The following is an 18,071-nucleotide window of genomic DNA, read 5'->3' as shown; positions in this document are numbered from 1 at the left end:
TGAAAAAATTCCAGATGGTGAATTGACCTCATTAAACAGCATGTTTAATGATCAGCCCAACTCAAAAATACGTCAAGGCATCTCAAAAGGCTAAATGTCATGGCATGAATTCAATTAATTATGGCGAATACCAATGACTTGATATTGAAAAATATCAGCTGAGTTTTTCCATTATTGAAACCTATGACTTGTGAAAAGTTTCCCGGTATTCAGATGGGGAGGTTCCGAGGAATTTTTTGAAAGCATTGGTGAAAGAATTGCGGTTACTAAATCCGCATTCAGTGGCGATGGCTTCTACTTTGTAATTTGACCATTCCCCATTTTTAAATTTTTCAACGCAATATAGGACACGCTTTTGGTTGACATATTCCACAAATCCCAAACCCTTGAAAGTATTCAGACATTTTGAAATCAGATAGACGGGAATATGGATATCCCTCGAAAAATCATTGATGGTGTAGCCCGTCTTCAAAAATAACCTACTCTCATCCATATGTGTTTCCATCGACCGCATGACTTCCTCTAATTTTTTTTCCTCTCCCTCAGATATGGGGGTTTTCATAAGCACTTTGTTCAACTTAGAAATGCCTTCTCCACCACCAATAGGCTTCCCATACAGCAGGGAAGGAAAAAAGAAAAGAGATAGACTTGACAGCAATAGCCAGATTACTGAAAAGGAATCGATGATTTGGTAGTTAGTATAATTATCCAACCCAAAAAAAGAAAGGTAAAAAGGGAACCATAAGAAAAATTGGCACCCCAGAAACACCAACATCCAGTTACGCCAAACCTTGTTTTGTAAAGTTATTGAGGATTGACTTCGGACCCATTTTACAAAAAGGATTACTTGTGCTACCCAATAGGCACTAAACAAAACCGTACGGAATATATGGTGAAAACCCGGACCGATAAATTTGCCCTGGTTAAATTTTGCCATGACATCAAGGTCATTGATTTCCTGTTGGATGAGGAGTAGTTTTTGCGCCGAAGACATGGACAAAACATCCCAATAATCAACCAGGTAAATCAATAAAGGGAGCGCATGCAACAAGTCGTACCATCGCCACTGCCGTTTCTTTGTATAGAATACCGTATATAAATAAGGCATTGGAATAAAAATCAGGGCGAAAATCTGTCCAGTTCTATACAAAAAAGGCCAATAGACAATTAATTGGGAAACCAGGGAAAAACTCACCAAAAGACCCAAGGAAATACTCAACTGACCAAGGCCTAAAGGCTGGTTGGCGGGAAAGGTTTTGAAACCGAAATAAAGGATGACGGCAGAGGATACTACCCCTAATACTATCGCCACCAAATGAACCAAGGTTATAAAATCAAAACTTATTTCCATTCGATTGAGAATTCCCTGCTTAAATTATTCGGATGAATAACTTTTCAATTAATGAATATTCAACCAATTTAAAAAATCACTAAGATGAAAATATAAAGCCCTTCAATCCTGATTAGAATTAAACAGGTATTTTATCCATCACTTATAAGTGGGAAAACAAAAAAACCGTCAATCAATTACCGGTATTTCCTCCACCATAATGGTCTTCCTTTTCCTGAAATCCAATTGATGAAAAAGTGTTATCCTAAAGGAATTGATGGCACGGGTTTCTTTCAAAAAAGGCTGCTGCTGTAAGATAAGTTGGTAAAGTACCGCCAAACTGACTGTTTTGGAAGGCGAAATCAATACTCCAGCCAAAGTCCTGTTCTGGTCAAAAAGCATATACCCTATTTCCTCCTTGTTATGGATAAAAAACTCATTGGCTACTTGCCAACGAAAAGAAGTCTGTCTATCAGGTCTTCTTGGAATTGGGCCATCTAATTGTATCAGATAGCGGTACCTGTTTGTGAGAAACACTACGGTTTCATCTAAAGCTGCATCGGTAAACAATTGTCTCCATCGGTGTTCGATCCGTATGCGATGGGTGAAATTAATCTTTCCGGATGAGTGGCTATACTGAATCTGTTCATAAAGCCTGTTTTCATGCAGCCAGATACGTTCTTGTTGGGGCACAAAAGTCCCAAACCAGGCATACCCTGCAGTAATCCTGAATCCTGTATTACTATGGTAATTCATGCCTACCCTTGCAGCGCTAAGGCTTGAGTTGAAAGGAATGATTCCGTTGGTACGGTGATTAAGGTCAAATCCATAACTCCACCTGTCAGCAAACCTTCCGATGTGGTTATAAGTAAACCAATATTGCGGTTTATTGGATTGTGCCTGAACTTGAAATCCTAGAAATAGAAAAATAAAAAAGGGGAAAAACATCCTCTTGGCCATTTTCAATTTGGTGTTTTTTTTGCCCAGGATATTCAAAGCTATTGAAAAATGATTTGCGTACTCAAATAAAAAAATCCAAATCAGAAATTTGTATGCTGACCTAAAGACCTTTTTCACCTTTTTTTCCTAAATCAAACTGACTATTGACACTATAATTTAAATTTCTGTAATTTTTAAAAGTATTCATTGAGATTCACAAACAATCCCTGTGCACCGTTTGCACCAAAACCATAATCAAGACCAAGGTTGACCCTTTTCTTTTCATTGATCATAAATCTCAAGCCACCGCCATATCCAAAGACAAGGTTGTTGAATAAGTTGATATTTTCTGTTCTACTGCTTGCCGTCGTGGTATTCAGAAACAATACCCCGCCCCATTTGTCTTTCTCTCTTTGCAATGGAAAACGCCATTCGGTTTCTGCATACATGAGGTCTTCACCCCTTATTCTTCCTTGTGTAAATGGCCTTCCCGAACGCGCAAACATATCCCAACCGATGGCAGGTAAAGCAAGGTAAGGTGAAGTCCCGCTTGTAACAAACCATCCATAAGTCCAAAATGCCAATACATTACGAGCGCGGTCCTTATCCAGATTTACATAGGTTCGGTATTCCATCCATAATTGAGATGCATTGGTGGTACTTCCCAAAAACTCCGGAAAAGCCCTTAAGGAAATAGCGGCGAGTTGTCCGACATAGGGGTTTACTACATTATCCCGACTATCAAACGTGGCGTTTGCTGAAAGGCCTGACTGAGAATATTTTTCAGTATTCATCCCTTTCAATTCTTGATACCTGTAATGATGGGTAATTCTCTGTGGGTCGGCATCAAGGTCAAGCTGCTTGTCATCAATGTTCCAAAAGATATCCAAATGATAACCAATTCCATAAAACAGATTGGTCTGTTTGTGCCTTTTTTGGACGGTTTGATAAAACCTGAAATTATTGAAAGACATCATTTCCTGTTTTTGAAAACCGGGATAGGGATTGTCAGTAGGTGTATCGTTTCCTCCTACCAATGTGCTCTTATCCAAAACCGACCCCAAACCATAAGTGGGTTGTGCATTGAGGTTAAAACGGATGTCAGTCAACAGATTGAATCTATCCTCTTTGGTAAAGGCATTGGCGCGGACGGAGGTAAAAAGCTGGTTTAAGGTGGTATAGTAAAGGCCTATCAATGCAGTGGAGTTTCGTGTATTTGACTCATCACCCATGTTCCAGTTAAGGCCCGGCAATACACCAAACAAAACCCCAACTGTTGGATTCGCAGCAATTACGGGTAGAAAAGCTACATCAACTTTCTTTTCCTTTTTTTCTTTGATTTCATCGCTCCCAGCAGCTTTCTCCGCATCTTGGCCAAAAATAACCAATGGGCTAAAAAATAGAGAGCCAATTAACAATACGACATTAAAGGTATTTTTCATTTTTTTAGGAGTATAATTTTAAACAATTTAAATATAGAGGCTATGGATTTGGGATTTCAGGAAACATTGCACCTATTAAAGCAATCATTGCAAGAAAGGTAATGCTCGAATTCTAAATGATTTCCTAAAATGAATCATGTATGCATCTTAGGAAATGATTTTATTTCCTAAGAAATATTAGAATTGAAATTGAATTAAAAATCAATCTTCAATAAAGGCAGGAGCATCAAATCCTGCATCAGAAGTTGAAGATTGGTACTTTTCCTTTTTTGTACCGGGAAGGATTTCAAATCTCGGATCAAATTCATCCAACATGCCTACCAATTGGGCAAGAATCTTTGGATTGCCATCAACTTTTGCCTTTCCCTCTTTTAGTAAATCTTCGAAGCTTTTGATACCCATCATAGCCATATTAAGGTCTGACCTATTCAAGGTTAGAGTAAGATCAGCATTTTTTGCTGTAAACCCTTTAAGGTTTGAAAGGGTGGAATTGCTGAGTTCAACCAAGAATTTTTCATTGTTGTCAGGGGTAATGATGTTCATCTTGAAGGCAATTCCTTCTGCCTTTTTGCTATTGAGTTTGACACCAAGAAAATCCAGCCAGGTTTCAGTACTCATAGCGCGAATAATATCAGGAGTAACAGATTTTGGTGATTCCCCGGTCGGAATTCCATTTCTGAGTTCATAAGCTCCTGCCAAGAAACTGTTCCTGACACTTGTACTTTCTTGTTGGTATCCGATCTGCTCATAGCAATCAGCCAAAAGGTCTTTGGCTTCTTGATTTTGCGGTTCTGCAAATACCAATTTATTTAAAAGCTCTCCTGCGTGCTTATACTTTCCCTCTTCGAAAAGTTCCTTACCCTTTTCGATAATTGGTCCGGCACCGCCCATCATTTCTACAAATAACGGTGCAGATTCTCTTTCCGGCATTGGTATTAAAGTAAGTGGGTTGGCATCCCAATAGCCTAAATACCTGTTGATAATAGCACGGCTGTTATGCTCCACAGAGCCATGATATGACCTTGCTGCCCATTGCTTTTGCAAGCTTGCGGGCACTTCGTATACATTGTGGACTTCATTGACAGTTACCCCTTGATTTGCCAGGTTCAATACAGCATTGTGAATATGTCCATAGGTATCCCGCTGTGTACGTAGGACTCCCTGTACCCTTTCATTGCCCCATCTTGGCCAATGGTGTGAGGCAAACATTACATCCGCTTCTTCTCCAAACATATACAGTGCCTCAGAAATCTTTTTGGACCAAGTCAAAGCATCCCTAACCAAAGCACCTCTTAGGGTATAAATGTTATGTATCGTGGCAGTTACGTTCTCTGCCATCCACAATGCCTTTTTTTCTGGGATGTAAGTATTCATTTCAACAGGAGCCTCAGTATTAGGTGTATTATGGAAGATCATCCTAATTCCGTCCACCATAAGTTCCTCGACAGGTTTACTGATGGAAATAGTAGGTGGAATCAATCCCAGCACACCGGAAGAAACATTTTTGGCCAAAGCCTGGTCCACGTGCCCGTAAGGACTAACCGGTAAAAGCACACCATATTGATAAAAAATCCTTCTGTTCATGGCGTTCCCTGCAATCACGTTCTCTGTTACTGCAAAGTTCATGAATCCCTCAGGCGCAATGATTTTCACTTTTCCGGCAATAACATCTTCCTCATTGACCACTCCCCTTATACCTCCGAAATGGTCAGCGTGAGTATGAGAATATATCACCGCCCTGACAGGCCTTTCTCCCAACTGCTCATTGGCAAACTTTAAGGCTGCAGCCGATGTTTCTTTAGTAGTCAACACATCAATTAGAATCCAACCTGTCTTTCCTTCAACCAAGGTCATATTGGATAAATCGAAGCCACGGACTTGGAAGATACCATCCGAAACTTTATACAAACCATAACCCATATTAAGCGTTGCGATCCGCTGCAAGGATGGATGAATAGTCTGATATTCCTGCTCATTTAAAAGGAAATCATACCTGCCAATATCCCAAATAACCCTACCCTCAGCATTTTTAATCTGTCTGAAGTCCGGTGCGGCAATAAAGCCTTTCTGAGCTTCTTCATAATCCCTTAAATCTTCGAAAGGCAAAGTTTTTTTCCAATTTTCCCAAATTGCTAAGGTGTGTTTGGAAGGACCTTTCCCCTTCGGGTCAAAGTGGTCACTTACCGTCAAATCAGAACCTGAAGATCCGGGGTCCGAAGTTTCAGAACTCTGATTATTACAACTGATTTGGCTAAGAATGAAAACCGTTAAAAAAAGAAAAATCAACGGTTTAAAAACAGTTTTAGTTTTGATAATTTTCATAGAATTTTTATCATTAAGATTATATACTAAATATAATCACAGAAAAAAAAACAATTAAGATTTGAAAAAAATAAGCGCCAATCTTTACGTAAAATTGGCGAGATTGATTTTAGGGTTTTGACTTTAAAGATTTGATATAAACTGAAGGAGATACACTTTTAAATTTTTGAAAGGCAAGAGTAAATGAGTTTCGATTGCTAAATCCTGAAATTTCTGCCAAACCGATTAAAGACAGATGCTCAAACTTACCTGACTCAATAAGCCTACAGGACTCCTCTATTCTATTTTGGTTAATCAAATCCGAAAAATTGGTTTTGAGGTGGTGGTTGATATACATCGTTAAAATATAAACAGGAATATTTGTGTCTGAGGCCATAGAATGTATGGAATAGCCTTGAAGAAGAAATTTTTTATCGTTTTTTAAAATAATATCAAGTTTTGATCCAATTTCATTAACCTTTTGTTCAGATAAGCTATCACTCTTTTCATGTTTGGATTTAACTTTTTGTTCCTCAAATAGCTGCTCGTCCATTCCATAAAGAATTTTGGGAGAAAATACCAAAGACAAACCTGTACCCAAAGTCAAAATCACTATCGTCAGATGAACCATAAAAAAATTGGTCAAGGGATCAATCGCCCAAAAGAATAAAAGGAAGGGAAAAAAAACTACGAATTCTAATCCCAAAAAAATCTTAATCCATGCAAACCACGCTTTGGCAAAACCTTTTACATCTTGTTTTTTGCCATGAGTCCAGATTAAGATAACGGAAAACATCCAATAAAAAGACAAAAGGACCGATCGAAATGGCGTATAAAAATCGAAAGAAAAGAAACGGCTCTGGCTAAAACTTGTAAACAAAACCGGATTGGAAATTTCTGATTGGATCAACAAAAACTTTTCATCATTGCCAAGCATATATACCGGCCAAAAATCAATAATAAACACCATTAAGGGAAGCAAGTGAATGAGGTCTTCCCTAGTAATTCCTCTTCCGGTCAAAACCATTCGGATATAGATATACATCAATGGAATAAACAAGAATGCAACTAAATTACCCGTTCTATATAATGATGGAAAATGATAGAAATATCCTGTAGTGATAAGCCATACGATCAAAGACATGTAAGTAAGCAATAAAAAATTGATGCCTAGTAAGATGTTATGTCGGTTTTTTTTGAATCCAAAATAAATCAAAACCAAACCGACCAAAGAACCTATAAACATCGAAAAAAGGAAGAATAAGCTTACTGATGTTATTTCCATAAAATAAATTAATAATATTATTTAATAATTCTAATATATTCCTTTTCCTCATTAAGTTATCAAAATTTGGTAAAAAAAATATAAAAATTTATGTAAACCCCCTCCTTAGGAAATATGCATATATACTAAATCAATCATCAAATAATACCTAAATCGTAAAAACAAAAGCATCGATAGTAAAGGGATTTATAGCATATTGATGAAGTATGATAGGAATAAAATAAAGACCCAATCGGCTGCCTTTATCATTAATTTTCAAAAAATTTAAAAAATTCATTTTACTTACTAATTCAAAACTTCTAAACTGAAAAAGAATAAGAAAATCTTTATTCACAGAATGGTCCTTCTTACAAAAAATCAAACTTTTTAAAAATTCATGTACTTACATGACTTCATATTGGGTTTTAATAGAGTCTATGCCTTGCTGCTACTTCATTACAAACGTACCAGCCAATCTTTCCCAGTCTATTAAATATTTGGCTAAGTAGATTGAAGTGGATTTACTCATTGCTGTTTATAATAAATTTAAAGAAGTTGAAAGCATTTACAGTTTATTTGTTTTGGCTTTTGTAATGGAAGGAAGGATAGATTTCTTTGAATTGCTTGAATCCCAAAGAAAACAAATCGTAATTATTGAAACTGCTGTATTTGGGAAATTGTCCGATTGCCAAGTGCGAATATTTTTTTGGAAATCATCAATTTGATGTATCCTTCAATTCTCTTTGTATTGATCAGTCCCAGCAAAGCTCGAGTTCAAAACCATGATCCCATACAAAGTCTCTTTTGTATAAATTCAACTTGTAATTTTTAAATTCATAATTATCGCTTGTTATCCTGCCAATTTTCCAACAATGTTTTCAGGAAAGTCAATCAGAAATTTTGCTCTTTTGCTTTTTCCAAAAAACTATTCATACCTTTGAAGCACTCTTTTTATTATTTAAAATTTTCTATATTTAATGAGGTTCAATTTACCTTCTTTAGTACTTGTCTTCGGCTTACTCACTTCAATTGGTTGTGCACCAGGACTTCCTGAAGATGCTACCACACTAGATGTAGTATATACCAATTTCAATCCTGATTTTGATTTTGCGCAGGGAACCACTTTTGCAATTCCCGAAAACGTCGTGATTGTCAATGAAACCCCTATTAGTCCGGGTCAGCAGCCACCTTTTCTCGACTTTGCTGTGGGAAGAAGTATCCTTGGAGCCATCAGGACTAATATGCTTGCCAGGGGTTTCACCCAAGTGAGTCAATTTGACAATCCTGACTACATCTTACTTCCATCTTTCCCTGAAAACAACTCCCTCTTGTTCAATTACAATTGGTGGTTTTGGGATTGGTGGATTCCCAATCTTGGTTCAGGATTGGGATGGCTTTATCCCGGATACCAGCCATTAGTAGTCAGTTCTGTATCTACCGGATCTTTGTTGATCCAAATGGTCAATATGAAAAATGTGTCTGCGACCAACCAGCTTGAGGTAAATTGGGTGGTGATTGTCAACGGTGCCCTAACAGGATCACAGTCCAACAACACTGAAAGATCCGTTGCAGGTATCAATCAGGCTTTTATCCAATCTCCCTATATTCAAAAGTGATCTCATGAAATTGTACATATATCTTTCATTGATAGTTTTGGGATTATATTCGCTGCCGACTTACGGGCAGGGTTCTATGATCCAGATTAATTTTGCCCCGGCCTTACCAGTTGGAAAAACCGCAGATTTTACCCAGACCTTAACAGGAAGGGGTGCCAATTTTGAATTTTACAAAATGAACGCAAATCAAACTGGCTATGGTGTTGAATTGGGAACGATGAACTTTTTTGAGCAGGTTCCTGACCAAATATTTGAAAGGGGCTCAGCTACACTTCATGGGACTCAGTACCGGTACCTGAAGCTTACCCCTATAATGGGTTCTTTCATTTATGTTTTCAATGCCACCAAACCATTCAAACCTTTTGTAGCAATGGGAGCAGGTGCCGCCATCAATACACAAACTGTAAGTATGGGAATATTTGTTGATAAAATCGAAGCACGTCAATTTATCATCCGACCTGAACTCGGAGCCATATATCAATTGAGTGATTATGTCGGGATCAAGCTTTCTACAAAATATTACCAGACTTTTGAGAGTAATGTCATGCAGGCACAGTCCATGCTTGGCTTTAACCTAGGATTTGTAATGCTAAATTTCGGTAAATAAACTACAGTCAAATTTTAAACTTTAACCTAACCTTAATTATGAAAACCAAATTATTCTTTGCGCTGATGCTTTTTGCATTGCCCTTCATCAGTAACGCCCAGCAGATCAACGACGAGATCAAATTGATCCAGTCAGCCTTTGGCATGGAAAAACGTGCCTTGGTAGAACAGTATATGGCTCTTCCTGCTGAATCAGGATTTTGGACTGTCTATGAAGCCTATGAAGTTGAAAGAAGGGGATTGATGAAGAATAGAATTTTAATCATCAATGAATACCTAGAAAAATTGCCTAACCTATCAGAGACCGATGCCGACCAAATCGCTTTGAAAGCAATGAAAAACAGCGCTAGTCTTACAGCCTTAGGTGCAAAACATTACAAAAAAATCAAAAAAGAGATCGGTGCAATCAATGCAGCAAAATTTGTACAATTAGAAAGCTACATTCAAAATACAATACTTCTTGCCATAACAGAAAGCATTCCTTTCATTGGAGAGATCTAATTTGTTGATATACTGAATTTTAACAAAACCTGTTCTTCATAAAAAGAGCAGGTTTTTTTAATTTTTGTTGGTAAAAACAAGATATTGCTATTATTAACTCCCTGCCCTACCTTTATTTATTCAAATTGAAATCCCATAATGAAAAAATTTCCTGACACTACTCTTCTCTTATTTTCAGTTGTCTTCCTACTTATACGCTGCAATCAAAAGGAGTCTGACATAAAAACAGGTGAAATTGAAATCCAACAATCCTCTGATTTTTCACAAGAAGGAATGGTATGGATAGAAGGAGGGGAATTTTATATGGGAACCAACGAACAAGAGGCCTATCATGTAGAAAGGCCTGCTGTACGTAGAGAAGTAGAAGGCTTTTGGATGGATGTATCGGAAGTGACCAATGCCCAATTTGCCCGATTTGTAGATGAAACAGGATATGTGACAGTTGCCGAAAGGATACCCGATTGGGAAGAAATGAAACTTCAGCTTCCTCCAGGGACTCCCAGACCTGCCGATGAGGACTTACAGCCCGGGTCTTTGGTTTTTTCTCCTCCATCCCAATCAGTATCAACCCAATCAAATGACCTTAGCCTTTGGTGGAAATGGGTAATTGGTGCAAATTGGAAGCATCCTGAAGGTCCAGATAGCAATATCAAAGGCAAAGAAAACCATCCTGTAGTACATGTGGCAGCTGAAGATGCTGAGGCATATGCCAAATGGGCGGGGAAAAGATTGCCTACAGAAGCTGAATGGGAATTTGCGGCCAGAGGAGGGAAAGACCACCAGCGTTATGCTTGGGGTGTCGACTTCCAACCAAACGGTCAATTTATGGCCAATACATTTCAGGGGGATTTTCCTCATGCAAATGAAGGAAGAGATGGTTTTTTGGGAACAGCCCCTGTCAAAAACTTCCCTCCCAATGATTATGGACTTTATGATATCATAGGCAATGTATGGGAAATGACAAGCGATTGGTTTGATGCTGCAACTTACCTCAGAATCTCCGGAAACGCTCCGGCACTTGATAGTGCCATCAGCAAATGCTACAATCCCGACAATCCTTATGCTATGGAAAAAGTCATAAAAGGAGGTTCTTTCCTTTGTGCGGACGATTATTGCATCAATTACCGACCTTCAGCCCGACAAGGACATGCTTACGATAGCGGCACTTCTAATGTCGGTTTTCGGTGCGTGGCAGATAAGAAATAATTCACCCATTTGAATTCCTTACTCATAAAAAAGAATTGGTTTTATTTCGGATAATGAGACACCGCATTGAATCAAAGTTTTCCATTGCCTTTCACATTTATTCAACAAAAAAGTAAGTTTATTTTAATCTATGTATATAACTATGCCACTAGATGAGATATCCATTTTAAACCTTGTCTGCGGGTTGAAATCCCCGTTACACCGTTTTATTACCGGATCGGTTTTCGGTGAAATAAAATACAGGGTGACCGGTAAAGAAGCCTATAGCTATATTCATTTTTTATAGAATTTACCTTTCATTTTCCATCGGACAAGCCTGATACTTCCTAAAGCAAATATATTATATTTGAATATAGGGTTAAAAACCATCCAACAACTCAAATTCAAGCGAACATGAAGATTGTAATTCTAACTTTGGCATTTTTTGCTATTCTGCTTGATGTAGATGCGCAGGACTCCACTATTTACAAATCAAACAAAATCAATAACCTCAAGTGGGTACCCCTCCCTGCTGTAGGCTCCAATCCGGCCAATGGATGGATGTTTGGCCTTGCCCCTTCTGCTACTTGGTATATGGGAAATCCTGCGGACACCAAGTTGTCTAACCTTGTAGGCAATTTTCTTTATACCACCAAAAAACAATGGATCTTCAGTTCGAGGAGTAATATATTCCTAGATAAAAACAAATGGATACTGGTAGGCGATTGGCGGTATTTCATTACCTCACAGCCAACATTTGGATTGGGAAGCAGTGCACCTAACATACCCGAAGAAGATCCTACCCGAGCGGGAGTTTGGCGTGGAGAACAACAGATGGATTTTAGTTTGATCAGATTTTATGAAACTGTACTCCGAAAAATTGGTGAGTCAAATTTTTACCTTGGCATGGGGTATCATTTTGACCTTCACTCCAAGATCAATAGTTTTACAAACGAAGAAAACCCTCCTACTTTAGAGTTTTCCCACGACGAATATAACCTTGCCCGTGGATTTTCAACAGAAAGGTACACCCTTTCAGGAATTACTTTAAATGCCATTATGGAAAACAGAGACATTGCTGTTTCTCCCTATGAAAAAAACTTCGCACTCATTTCATACAAGGTCAATCCTACTTTCCTAGGTTCAGACCAATCTTCCAGTACGCTATTGTTGGATTATAGACATTATTTCAACCTGAGTGAAAGAAGAAAAAGGCACCTGATAGCTTTTTGGGGGATTGGTAATTTTCTTGTCACAGGCAATCTGCCCTATATGAATCTTCCTTCCATAGGTTGGGATATGTTTGGTAGATCAGGGCGTGCCTATGCACAGGGCAGATTCCGTGGTGAAAGCATGGCCTATACCGAAGCTGAGTACCGCTTTCCACTTCAAAAAAACAAGGAAACTTTTGGTGGGACAGTTTTTGTAAATGCCGCAAGCTTCAGCAACCGGGATATAAATGAGAAACTTTTTCAACAATTTATCCAGGCTATGGATTGGGTCTTCGCGTCATGATCAACAAACAGAACCGTACCACGATCACAGCAGACTATGGATGGGGACAGAAAGGAAATTCAGGCTTTTACCTCAATGTAAATGAGAGTTTTTAAAGAAGCGAGATGCAATAAAAAATGAATTATTCAGAATGTTTGAGAAGACACAAACTTTGGAGGATACAGACAATTAAAAAACCATAATTATGAAAGGTGAATGAGATCCAGTCATGGTGTAGGCTTGATCTTAATAGCCAACTGCTTTAGCTTCTTGAATGGTAAATATCAGTATTTCAGGTTTTCACCACCAAAGAGTGAATAATTAAGAATCAGGATAATTCCTGAAACAAAAAAAATGGCCGGTAAAACCTGCCATTTAATTCTGTTCTTAAGCCCTACTAATTACTGCTATGGTTTAAGTGTTACCTTTTCCTTCAGTTCTGCTATGGATTTTTCTAGATCGTCCATTTGTTGGTTCAATTCCAACCTGACGTTTTTCCAGGTGTAACTTCGGATGGCCGGAGTATCATTGACCACTGCTATGAGTGCCCGATTTAGGTTTATCAAACTTGCCAACTCCTCATCAAAAGCAAGTTTACGGTCTGTTTTGTAGGAACTAAACCCTTTTTTAATCTCCTCCAGGTTTTTGGTATTTGCCTTTAGTCTTTCTTTGGTGACCATCAGGTATTCAGCGACTTGGTTGGCTGAATCAGAAGCGACTTGGTATAAGTCCACTTTGGCTTCAGCTACCTCAACCTGCTTTTCCTCGACTTTAGATTCTGCATCATCCATTTTCTCCTCTATTGGCTTAGAGCAACTTTCAAGGCCTATTGCCATCGCCGTAACTACCAGCAAACTGCTTACTTTAGTTTTGATTTTCATCTTGTTGGAAATTAGTGGTGAATGATTTTTTGAATCAAATCTCAATTGGAAACCTCTTCCAAAGCTGTTTTGGAAGCATTTAACCTACTTTTTACTTTGTCTTTGAGGATCCTGCCTTCTTTCTTGAGTTTTTTGGCAAGGTACTCACCTGTTTGCTTTACTTTCTTCTTACTTATATTATTCCTGTTTTTTTGAAAAAAGAAGCCAATGATAGCGCCTGCACCGATGACCATCAGCAGGCTGCTGACTACCAATCCAGTTGGATTTGAATCTGAAATTTTCATAGTTCGTATTTTTTAATTTGTTTGAAAATTTGAATCAGGAATTTTATCTCGGGACAAAATGCAGTTCAAGTGTTCCGCCATCTTGTTTGAGCCACATGGCATTGCTTTCCAGCTTCAGAATTTCATAAATTCCATCCGCTAGGTTGTTGTCAAAATCAAAAGAGATTTTTTCTTCATCACTCATAAATATCCAGACTCCGTTTGTCACAAAGTCATATTCCATGCCCAGCAAGGTATACTGTGCCGTAAGGGTCGCGGCACCACTTTCGGTTAGGTCCAATTCGTATCTCGTATAATCGGCCGTAACGTTGGTTCCGTTATCCAATGCCTCTGCTATTTTCCAATCATTGCCTACCCTGTCCGCTTTTGGAACCAAGCTGACAGCCGGTCCATCGGGGTAGTCTTCACATCCAAAGGCAAGCAATCCCGACAGCATAATTAATACAGTAATTGATCTGATGTTTTTCATAATCCTCTTGTTAAATATTCGTTGGTTTTATTTTATCAAAGGTAGGCTTAGTGGTTTTTTTATAATTATAGATTATACTATAAAGCTTACAGATATTACTTATTGGGGAAAAAGTGAGGTAAAACCAAAAAAAAACCTCAGCGGTTAAAGAATGGATAATTCAAAAATGAGGAATATTCAAGGCACAAACCTATTGGGAGGTTAAGGATAGTGTGTCCGCAAAAGTACTTGTCTTCACGTTCTTCTATGTCCTTTTTTAGAGGTTGGGACAAAATTGAAGAAAGCTGCCATTGGGGACACAAACATTGAAGAAGAAAATCCCAGAATATTTGAAGAGATATGGGTATCGTCCTGAATACGAGCAAATCTTGGTCAGGGTATAAAAAAGAAAAGACAGGTTGACCTGCCTTTCTTACCATTTTATAAGCCCTAATAAAACTTTTAAACATTTTATAGATTATCGGTAATCCCATGTTGAGATTACTCTAAAAAAAGTAAAATTAAAAAATGTGATTTTCTATTTGTCTGCAAGCATCGGTCTCATTTAATTCACCCAAACAAATTCCACCGAAAGAAAAATAGCCTAAGATCAATGTTTACCTCTAAAGTAACAGTGACCTAACAAAGCTTGTCGCTGACCTACAAATAAATAATCTGAAATCAATCAAAAAGTTAATCTTCGTAACCGCTCTTGATGATTGTAGACACCATCTTAAACTGCTTGTTAGCATTGAAAATATAATTGGAGTTAGCAGGAATAATGATACCCTGTCCACGAGTGAGTGTGAATTTTTCGATATCTATCGTTAGCTCTGCACTACCATCAATGATCTGTATGTAATTGTCAAAATGGGAAATCCTTTCCTCAACCTGAGTCCCTACATCCAAAGCCGAAGCGGTGACGCTACCTGTGACCTTGCTTAGTATCCTTTTGCTGACAACTGAATCTGTAAGGTACTCGATGATTTCTGTGACCACATGTTCTGATCCTTTTGCAAGTTCCAAATTACCTTTTCTTTCCATCTTCTGAACTTTTTTGCAATTGCTATGATACAAATGTCAACAATATTAAAGATGTAATTTTGCAGTTTATATGGTAAAAATTACATATATCATACATTTTCAAGTTTTTCAGTCCGGTTTTTTCTCATCTGCTTAAAAAATGAAGGAGTGAGTCCCGTGATTTTCTTAAACTGGTTGGAAAGATGTGATACACTGCTGTAATTTAACCTATATGAGATTTCCGTCAGGTTGAGCTCGTCATACAACATCAGTTCTTTTACTCTTTCAATTTTATGAAAAATAATAAACTGTTGTATGGTAATGCCCTTTACATCTGAAAAAATATTGGAAAGATAGGTATAGTCATAAGCGAGCTTTTCACTGATATAGACCGAATAATTGACTTTAGGTACTTCCTCAGTGTAATGTATCATTTCAATAATTACATTTTTGATTTTATCAATGAGGATACTTTTCTTATCATCAAGTAACTCTAGTCCTACTTTTTTAAGGTTGACTACGAGTTCATCATGTTGTAAGCTTGTCATTGCGGTTTTTAAATCTACCATCCCTATGTCAAGACTTAAAAAATGAATACCTAGTTTTTCCAATTCCATTTGGACTATCATTTTACAGCGGAGGCTGACCATATATTTGATATAGATTTTCAAGCTCTTTAGGTTTGGTTAACTTAAATTTTCAAAAAATTAATTAGCTGAAATCTGTGGCCGGAGTAGGTGTAATTTACTCATTCTATTTGATAAAAGTTGAAATTTTAAAAAAATCATTATGTGTATCCGCTTTCTTGCATGTAGCCAATCCATAATTTGTTGGAGGGGTCATTCAACAGCCAGTGGACAGTGGAATGTCGTCTGTGGACGAATATCCGCATTCGATACTACCTTATATAGCACATTGTGCAACATTGCGGATACTCAAAAAAATCAATATCAAAATCCGCATTGGTACAATTTGGGCTTCACAAGACTTTTTTTGGGATGCGGATAATCGTCCACGAAGCCCGCTAATCGCTCCCAATCAATAAATTGTTCTGTAATGTGCAATAAAGCTCGTAATGATAATTTCCTTAGGTAGAAAAAAAATGGTTATCCGATTCTTTGCCATTAACCCAATATTTTACCACCAGAAGGAAATACCCCATTATCGGAGCGAAGTCAGAAGTACCGGATATTTTAGTGTTTTTCCCTGAATTAAATCGAATGATAAAAATACCGGCATCAATGCGTACAGACAAAAAAAAATAGCACAGAAACGATATTTCTGTGCTTATATTTCCAAGGATAGTTTCTAAACTCACTTTGGGTCTTCAAAAAAATCAGACTGTTGCCATATGGCCAATTCTGAGAAATTTGACTACCTCTTCGTGATTTTTGTTAAGCCTTACTTCAATTCTCCTGATGAGTTCATCTTCTTTTCCTTCTTCAAATTCGAGGTCATCGTCTGTCAGTTCCGGAAATTTTTCTTGCAGGTGGGTAGATTGTCTACCCCAGTCTCCATAGACTTGGTAAGGTTCTTTTTTACTGTTTTTTTTGTATTCCATGTGCTTGTCGGTTTAGGTTAATTCTTTTTATACACAAAGGTCGGCTAAGTACCGACCTAAGGGGTTTTATAGTGACCAATAAGGCTTACAGAATTCACTTCTCGTGTGAAAAGCCATAATTCCAAAAATTAATCAGATACCACTTCCTCCCCGGATGACACGCAGCAAAACAACTACAATCGCAATGACCAAGAGGATGTGGATGATGCCACCGCTGCCATAGCCAAGAAAGCCTATGGCCCAGATGATAACTAAAATGACGGCAATAATATAAAGGAGATTTCCCATGGTTTTGGTTGTTAAGGATTAAATTAAGAGTTTGTTAAACATATGTATGCTGATTGATTACAGAAAAATGGAAATTCCAAATGATTCTAACCAACTAACTGAAATGTACAGTACATCTGACTTGGGACTTCCTACTTGTTAGAAGCAGCATGCCAGGTTACCGGTAAAGGAGCGAATAGCTATATTGTTAAATAAATAATTCGGGTAAATGAAATTTTCAAAGCTATAATCAAAATGATTTCCTGAAGTTTTAATTTCAAATACCCGAACTAATACAGAAAGAAATATTCCTACATGGTCAGGTTGATTACAGCAACAGAATCAATAAAATGATAACTAGCAAAAGCGCTCCGATCGAAAGGTAAACTCCTCCTCCATTTCTTTTGATTTCTTCATTGATTTCACGCACTTCAGATCTCAGTTCTTTTTTTTCGGTTCTGTCCATCAGGGACCTATCCATTGTTTTTATATCTTCTAGCCTATCCACCAAAATCTTCATTTCGGCCTCAGACATCTTGGGTTTGGCCTCTTCTTTATTTTTGTCCCCTGCTAACACTAAAGGAGAAGAGAAAAAGGCAAAAGCCATTGCCAGCATTAAAATCAGATTGAATCTTTTCATCTTTGATGTTTATTTGTATGGCAATTTTGCAGAATTTTAGATAACAACTCTTATAATTTACTTAGCAAAAGTTTCATAATTAACAGATTGCCCTGAGAGATAATGATTGAAATATTCAAAATAATGAAAGAAGTAATCTAAATTAGCCACTGTAGGCTCAATTTTGCAATATTTGATAGTAGAGGGTTATTTATTTTAAAAAATGATAATTGGTAACTACTCAGGTTCTATTTAATTAACCGGAATTCAAGTTTTTTAATTGGTAACTGCTTTTGGGTTTAGCCTGTGT

The 18,071-nt window shown here is 37.6% G+C and carries 18 protein-coding genes; 5 read left to right on the top strand and 13 right to left on the bottom strand.

What is annotated here, in order from left to right; all coding sequences use genetic code 11:
- Nucleotides 1–181: 181 nt before the first annotated feature.
- From MMU07_RS19740 to MMU07_RS19720, 5 genes are all read right to left on the bottom strand, one after another.
- On the bottom strand, nucleotides 182–1,351 hold the full coding sequence (locus tag MMU07_RS19740) for a helix-turn-helix domain-containing protein (RefSeq protein WP_241128334.1): 1,170 nt from the start codon (nucleotides 1,349–1,351) through the stop codon (nucleotides 182–184).
- A gap of 168 nt (nucleotides 1,352–1,519) precedes the next feature.
- Nucleotides 1,520–2,326: a DUF2490 domain-containing protein gene (locus MMU07_RS19735; protein ID WP_241128333.1), complete on the bottom strand. Its 807-nt coding sequence runs from the start codon at nucleotides 2,324–2,326 to the stop codon at nucleotides 1,520–1,522.
- 137 nt (nucleotides 2,327–2,463) lie between these two features.
- Entirely contained in the window at nucleotides 2,464–3,711 is a 1,248-nt protein-coding gene (locus MMU07_RS19730; protein WP_241128332.1) for a BamA/TamA family outer membrane protein, read from the bottom strand.
- Between the two features lie 201 nt (nucleotides 3,712–3,912).
- On the bottom strand, nucleotides 3,913–6,033 hold the full coding sequence (locus MMU07_RS19725) for an alkyl/aryl-sulfatase (RefSeq protein WP_241128331.1): 2,121 nt from the start codon (nucleotides 6,031–6,033) through the stop codon (nucleotides 3,913–3,915).
- Between the two features lie 109 nt (nucleotides 6,034–6,142).
- Entirely contained in the window at nucleotides 6,143–7,297 is a 1,155-nt protein-coding gene (locus MMU07_RS19720) for a helix-turn-helix domain-containing protein (RefSeq protein WP_241128330.1), read from the bottom strand.
- 956 nt (nucleotides 7,298–8,253) lie between these two features.
- On the opposite strand from MMU07_RS19720, the gene MMU07_RS19715 reads away from it, so the two are divergent.
- The 5 genes from MMU07_RS19715 to MMU07_RS19695 all read left to right on the top strand — a co-directional run bounded on the left by MMU07_RS19715 (nucleotide 8,254) and on the right by MMU07_RS19695 (nucleotide 12,699).
- Nucleotides 8,254–8,892, top strand: coding sequence for a DUF4136 domain-containing protein (locus MMU07_RS19715; RefSeq protein WP_241128329.1), 639 nt, complete (start codon nucleotides 8,254–8,256; stop codon nucleotides 8,890–8,892).
- 4 nt (nucleotides 8,893–8,896) lie between these two features.
- Nucleotides 8,897–9,499, top strand: coding sequence for a hypothetical protein (locus tag MMU07_RS19710; RefSeq protein WP_241128328.1), 603 nt, complete (start codon nucleotides 8,897–8,899; stop codon nucleotides 9,497–9,499).
- Between the two features lie 38 nt (nucleotides 9,500–9,537).
- Complete coding sequence (locus tag MMU07_RS19705; protein ID WP_241128327.1) at nucleotides 9,538–9,999, top strand: hypothetical protein; 462 nt, start codon at nucleotides 9,538–9,540, stop codon at nucleotides 9,997–9,999.
- A gap of 138 nt (nucleotides 10,000–10,137) precedes the next feature.
- The gene (locus MMU07_RS19700; RefSeq protein WP_241128326.1) at nucleotides 10,138–11,205 is read left to right on the top strand and encodes a formylglycine-generating enzyme family protein; all 1,068 of its coding nucleotides are present in this window, start codon (nucleotides 10,138–10,140) and stop codon (nucleotides 11,203–11,205) included.
- 393 nt (nucleotides 11,206–11,598) lie between these two features.
- On the top strand, nucleotides 11,599–12,699 hold the full coding sequence (locus tag MMU07_RS19695) for a BamA/TamA family outer membrane protein (RefSeq protein WP_241128325.1): 1,101 nt from the start codon (nucleotides 11,599–11,601) through the stop codon (nucleotides 12,697–12,699).
- A 386-nt stretch (nucleotides 12,700–13,085) separates the two neighbouring features.
- Here the strand turns inward: MMU07_RS19695 and MMU07_RS19690 are convergent, their stop codons facing one another.
- The 8 genes from MMU07_RS19690 to MMU07_RS19655 form a co-directional block, all read right to left on the bottom strand.
- Nucleotides 13,086–13,559: a hypothetical protein gene (locus MMU07_RS19690; protein ID WP_241128324.1), complete on the bottom strand. Its 474-nt coding sequence runs from the start codon at nucleotides 13,557–13,559 to the stop codon at nucleotides 13,086–13,088.
- A 41-nt stretch (nucleotides 13,560–13,600) separates the two neighbouring features.
- Nucleotides 13,601–13,843: a hypothetical protein gene (locus MMU07_RS19685; RefSeq protein WP_241128323.1), complete on the bottom strand. Its 243-nt coding sequence runs from the start codon at nucleotides 13,841–13,843 to the stop codon at nucleotides 13,601–13,603.
- A 43-nt stretch (nucleotides 13,844–13,886) separates the two neighbouring features.
- Nucleotides 13,887–14,312 (bottom strand): hypothetical protein, encoded by a 426-nt coding sequence (locus MMU07_RS19680; RefSeq protein ID WP_241128322.1) that lies wholly within the window; start codon nucleotides 14,310–14,312, stop codon nucleotides 13,887–13,889.
- 672 nt (nucleotides 14,313–14,984) lie between these two features.
- Nucleotides 14,985–15,335 (bottom strand): cupin domain-containing protein, encoded by a 351-nt coding sequence (locus MMU07_RS19675; protein ID WP_241128321.1) that lies wholly within the window; start codon nucleotides 15,333–15,335, stop codon nucleotides 14,985–14,987.
- An 89-nt stretch (nucleotides 15,336–15,424) separates the two neighbouring features.
- Complete coding sequence (locus MMU07_RS19670; protein WP_241128320.1) at nucleotides 15,425–15,985, bottom strand: helix-turn-helix domain-containing protein; 561 nt, start codon at nucleotides 15,983–15,985, stop codon at nucleotides 15,425–15,427.
- Between the two features lie 665 nt (nucleotides 15,986–16,650).
- Nucleotides 16,651–16,875 (bottom strand): CsbD family protein, encoded by a 225-nt coding sequence (locus MMU07_RS19665; RefSeq protein ID WP_241128319.1) that lies wholly within the window; start codon nucleotides 16,873–16,875, stop codon nucleotides 16,651–16,653.
- 132 nt (nucleotides 16,876–17,007) lie between these two features.
- Nucleotides 17,008–17,163 (bottom strand): lmo0937 family membrane protein, encoded by a 156-nt coding sequence (locus MMU07_RS19660; protein WP_241128318.1) that lies wholly within the window; start codon nucleotides 17,161–17,163, stop codon nucleotides 17,008–17,010.
- Nucleotides 17,164–17,470: 307 nt separating this feature from the next.
- The gene (locus MMU07_RS19655) at nucleotides 17,471–17,782 is read right to left on the bottom strand and encodes a hypothetical protein (protein ID WP_241128317.1); all 312 of its coding nucleotides are present in this window, start codon (nucleotides 17,780–17,782) and stop codon (nucleotides 17,471–17,473) included.
- Between the last annotated feature and the right edge of the window lie 289 nt (nucleotides 17,783–18,071).

This window comes from Cognataquiflexum nitidum, assembly GCF_022538055.1.
In the GTDB taxonomy this organism is placed as follows: domain Bacteria; phylum Bacteroidota; class Bacteroidia; order Cytophagales; family Cyclobacteriaceae; genus Cognataquiflexum; species Cognataquiflexum nitidum.
Note: the sequence above shows the minus strand (reverse complement) of the source record. Positions and strands in the feature narration are given on the sequence as shown.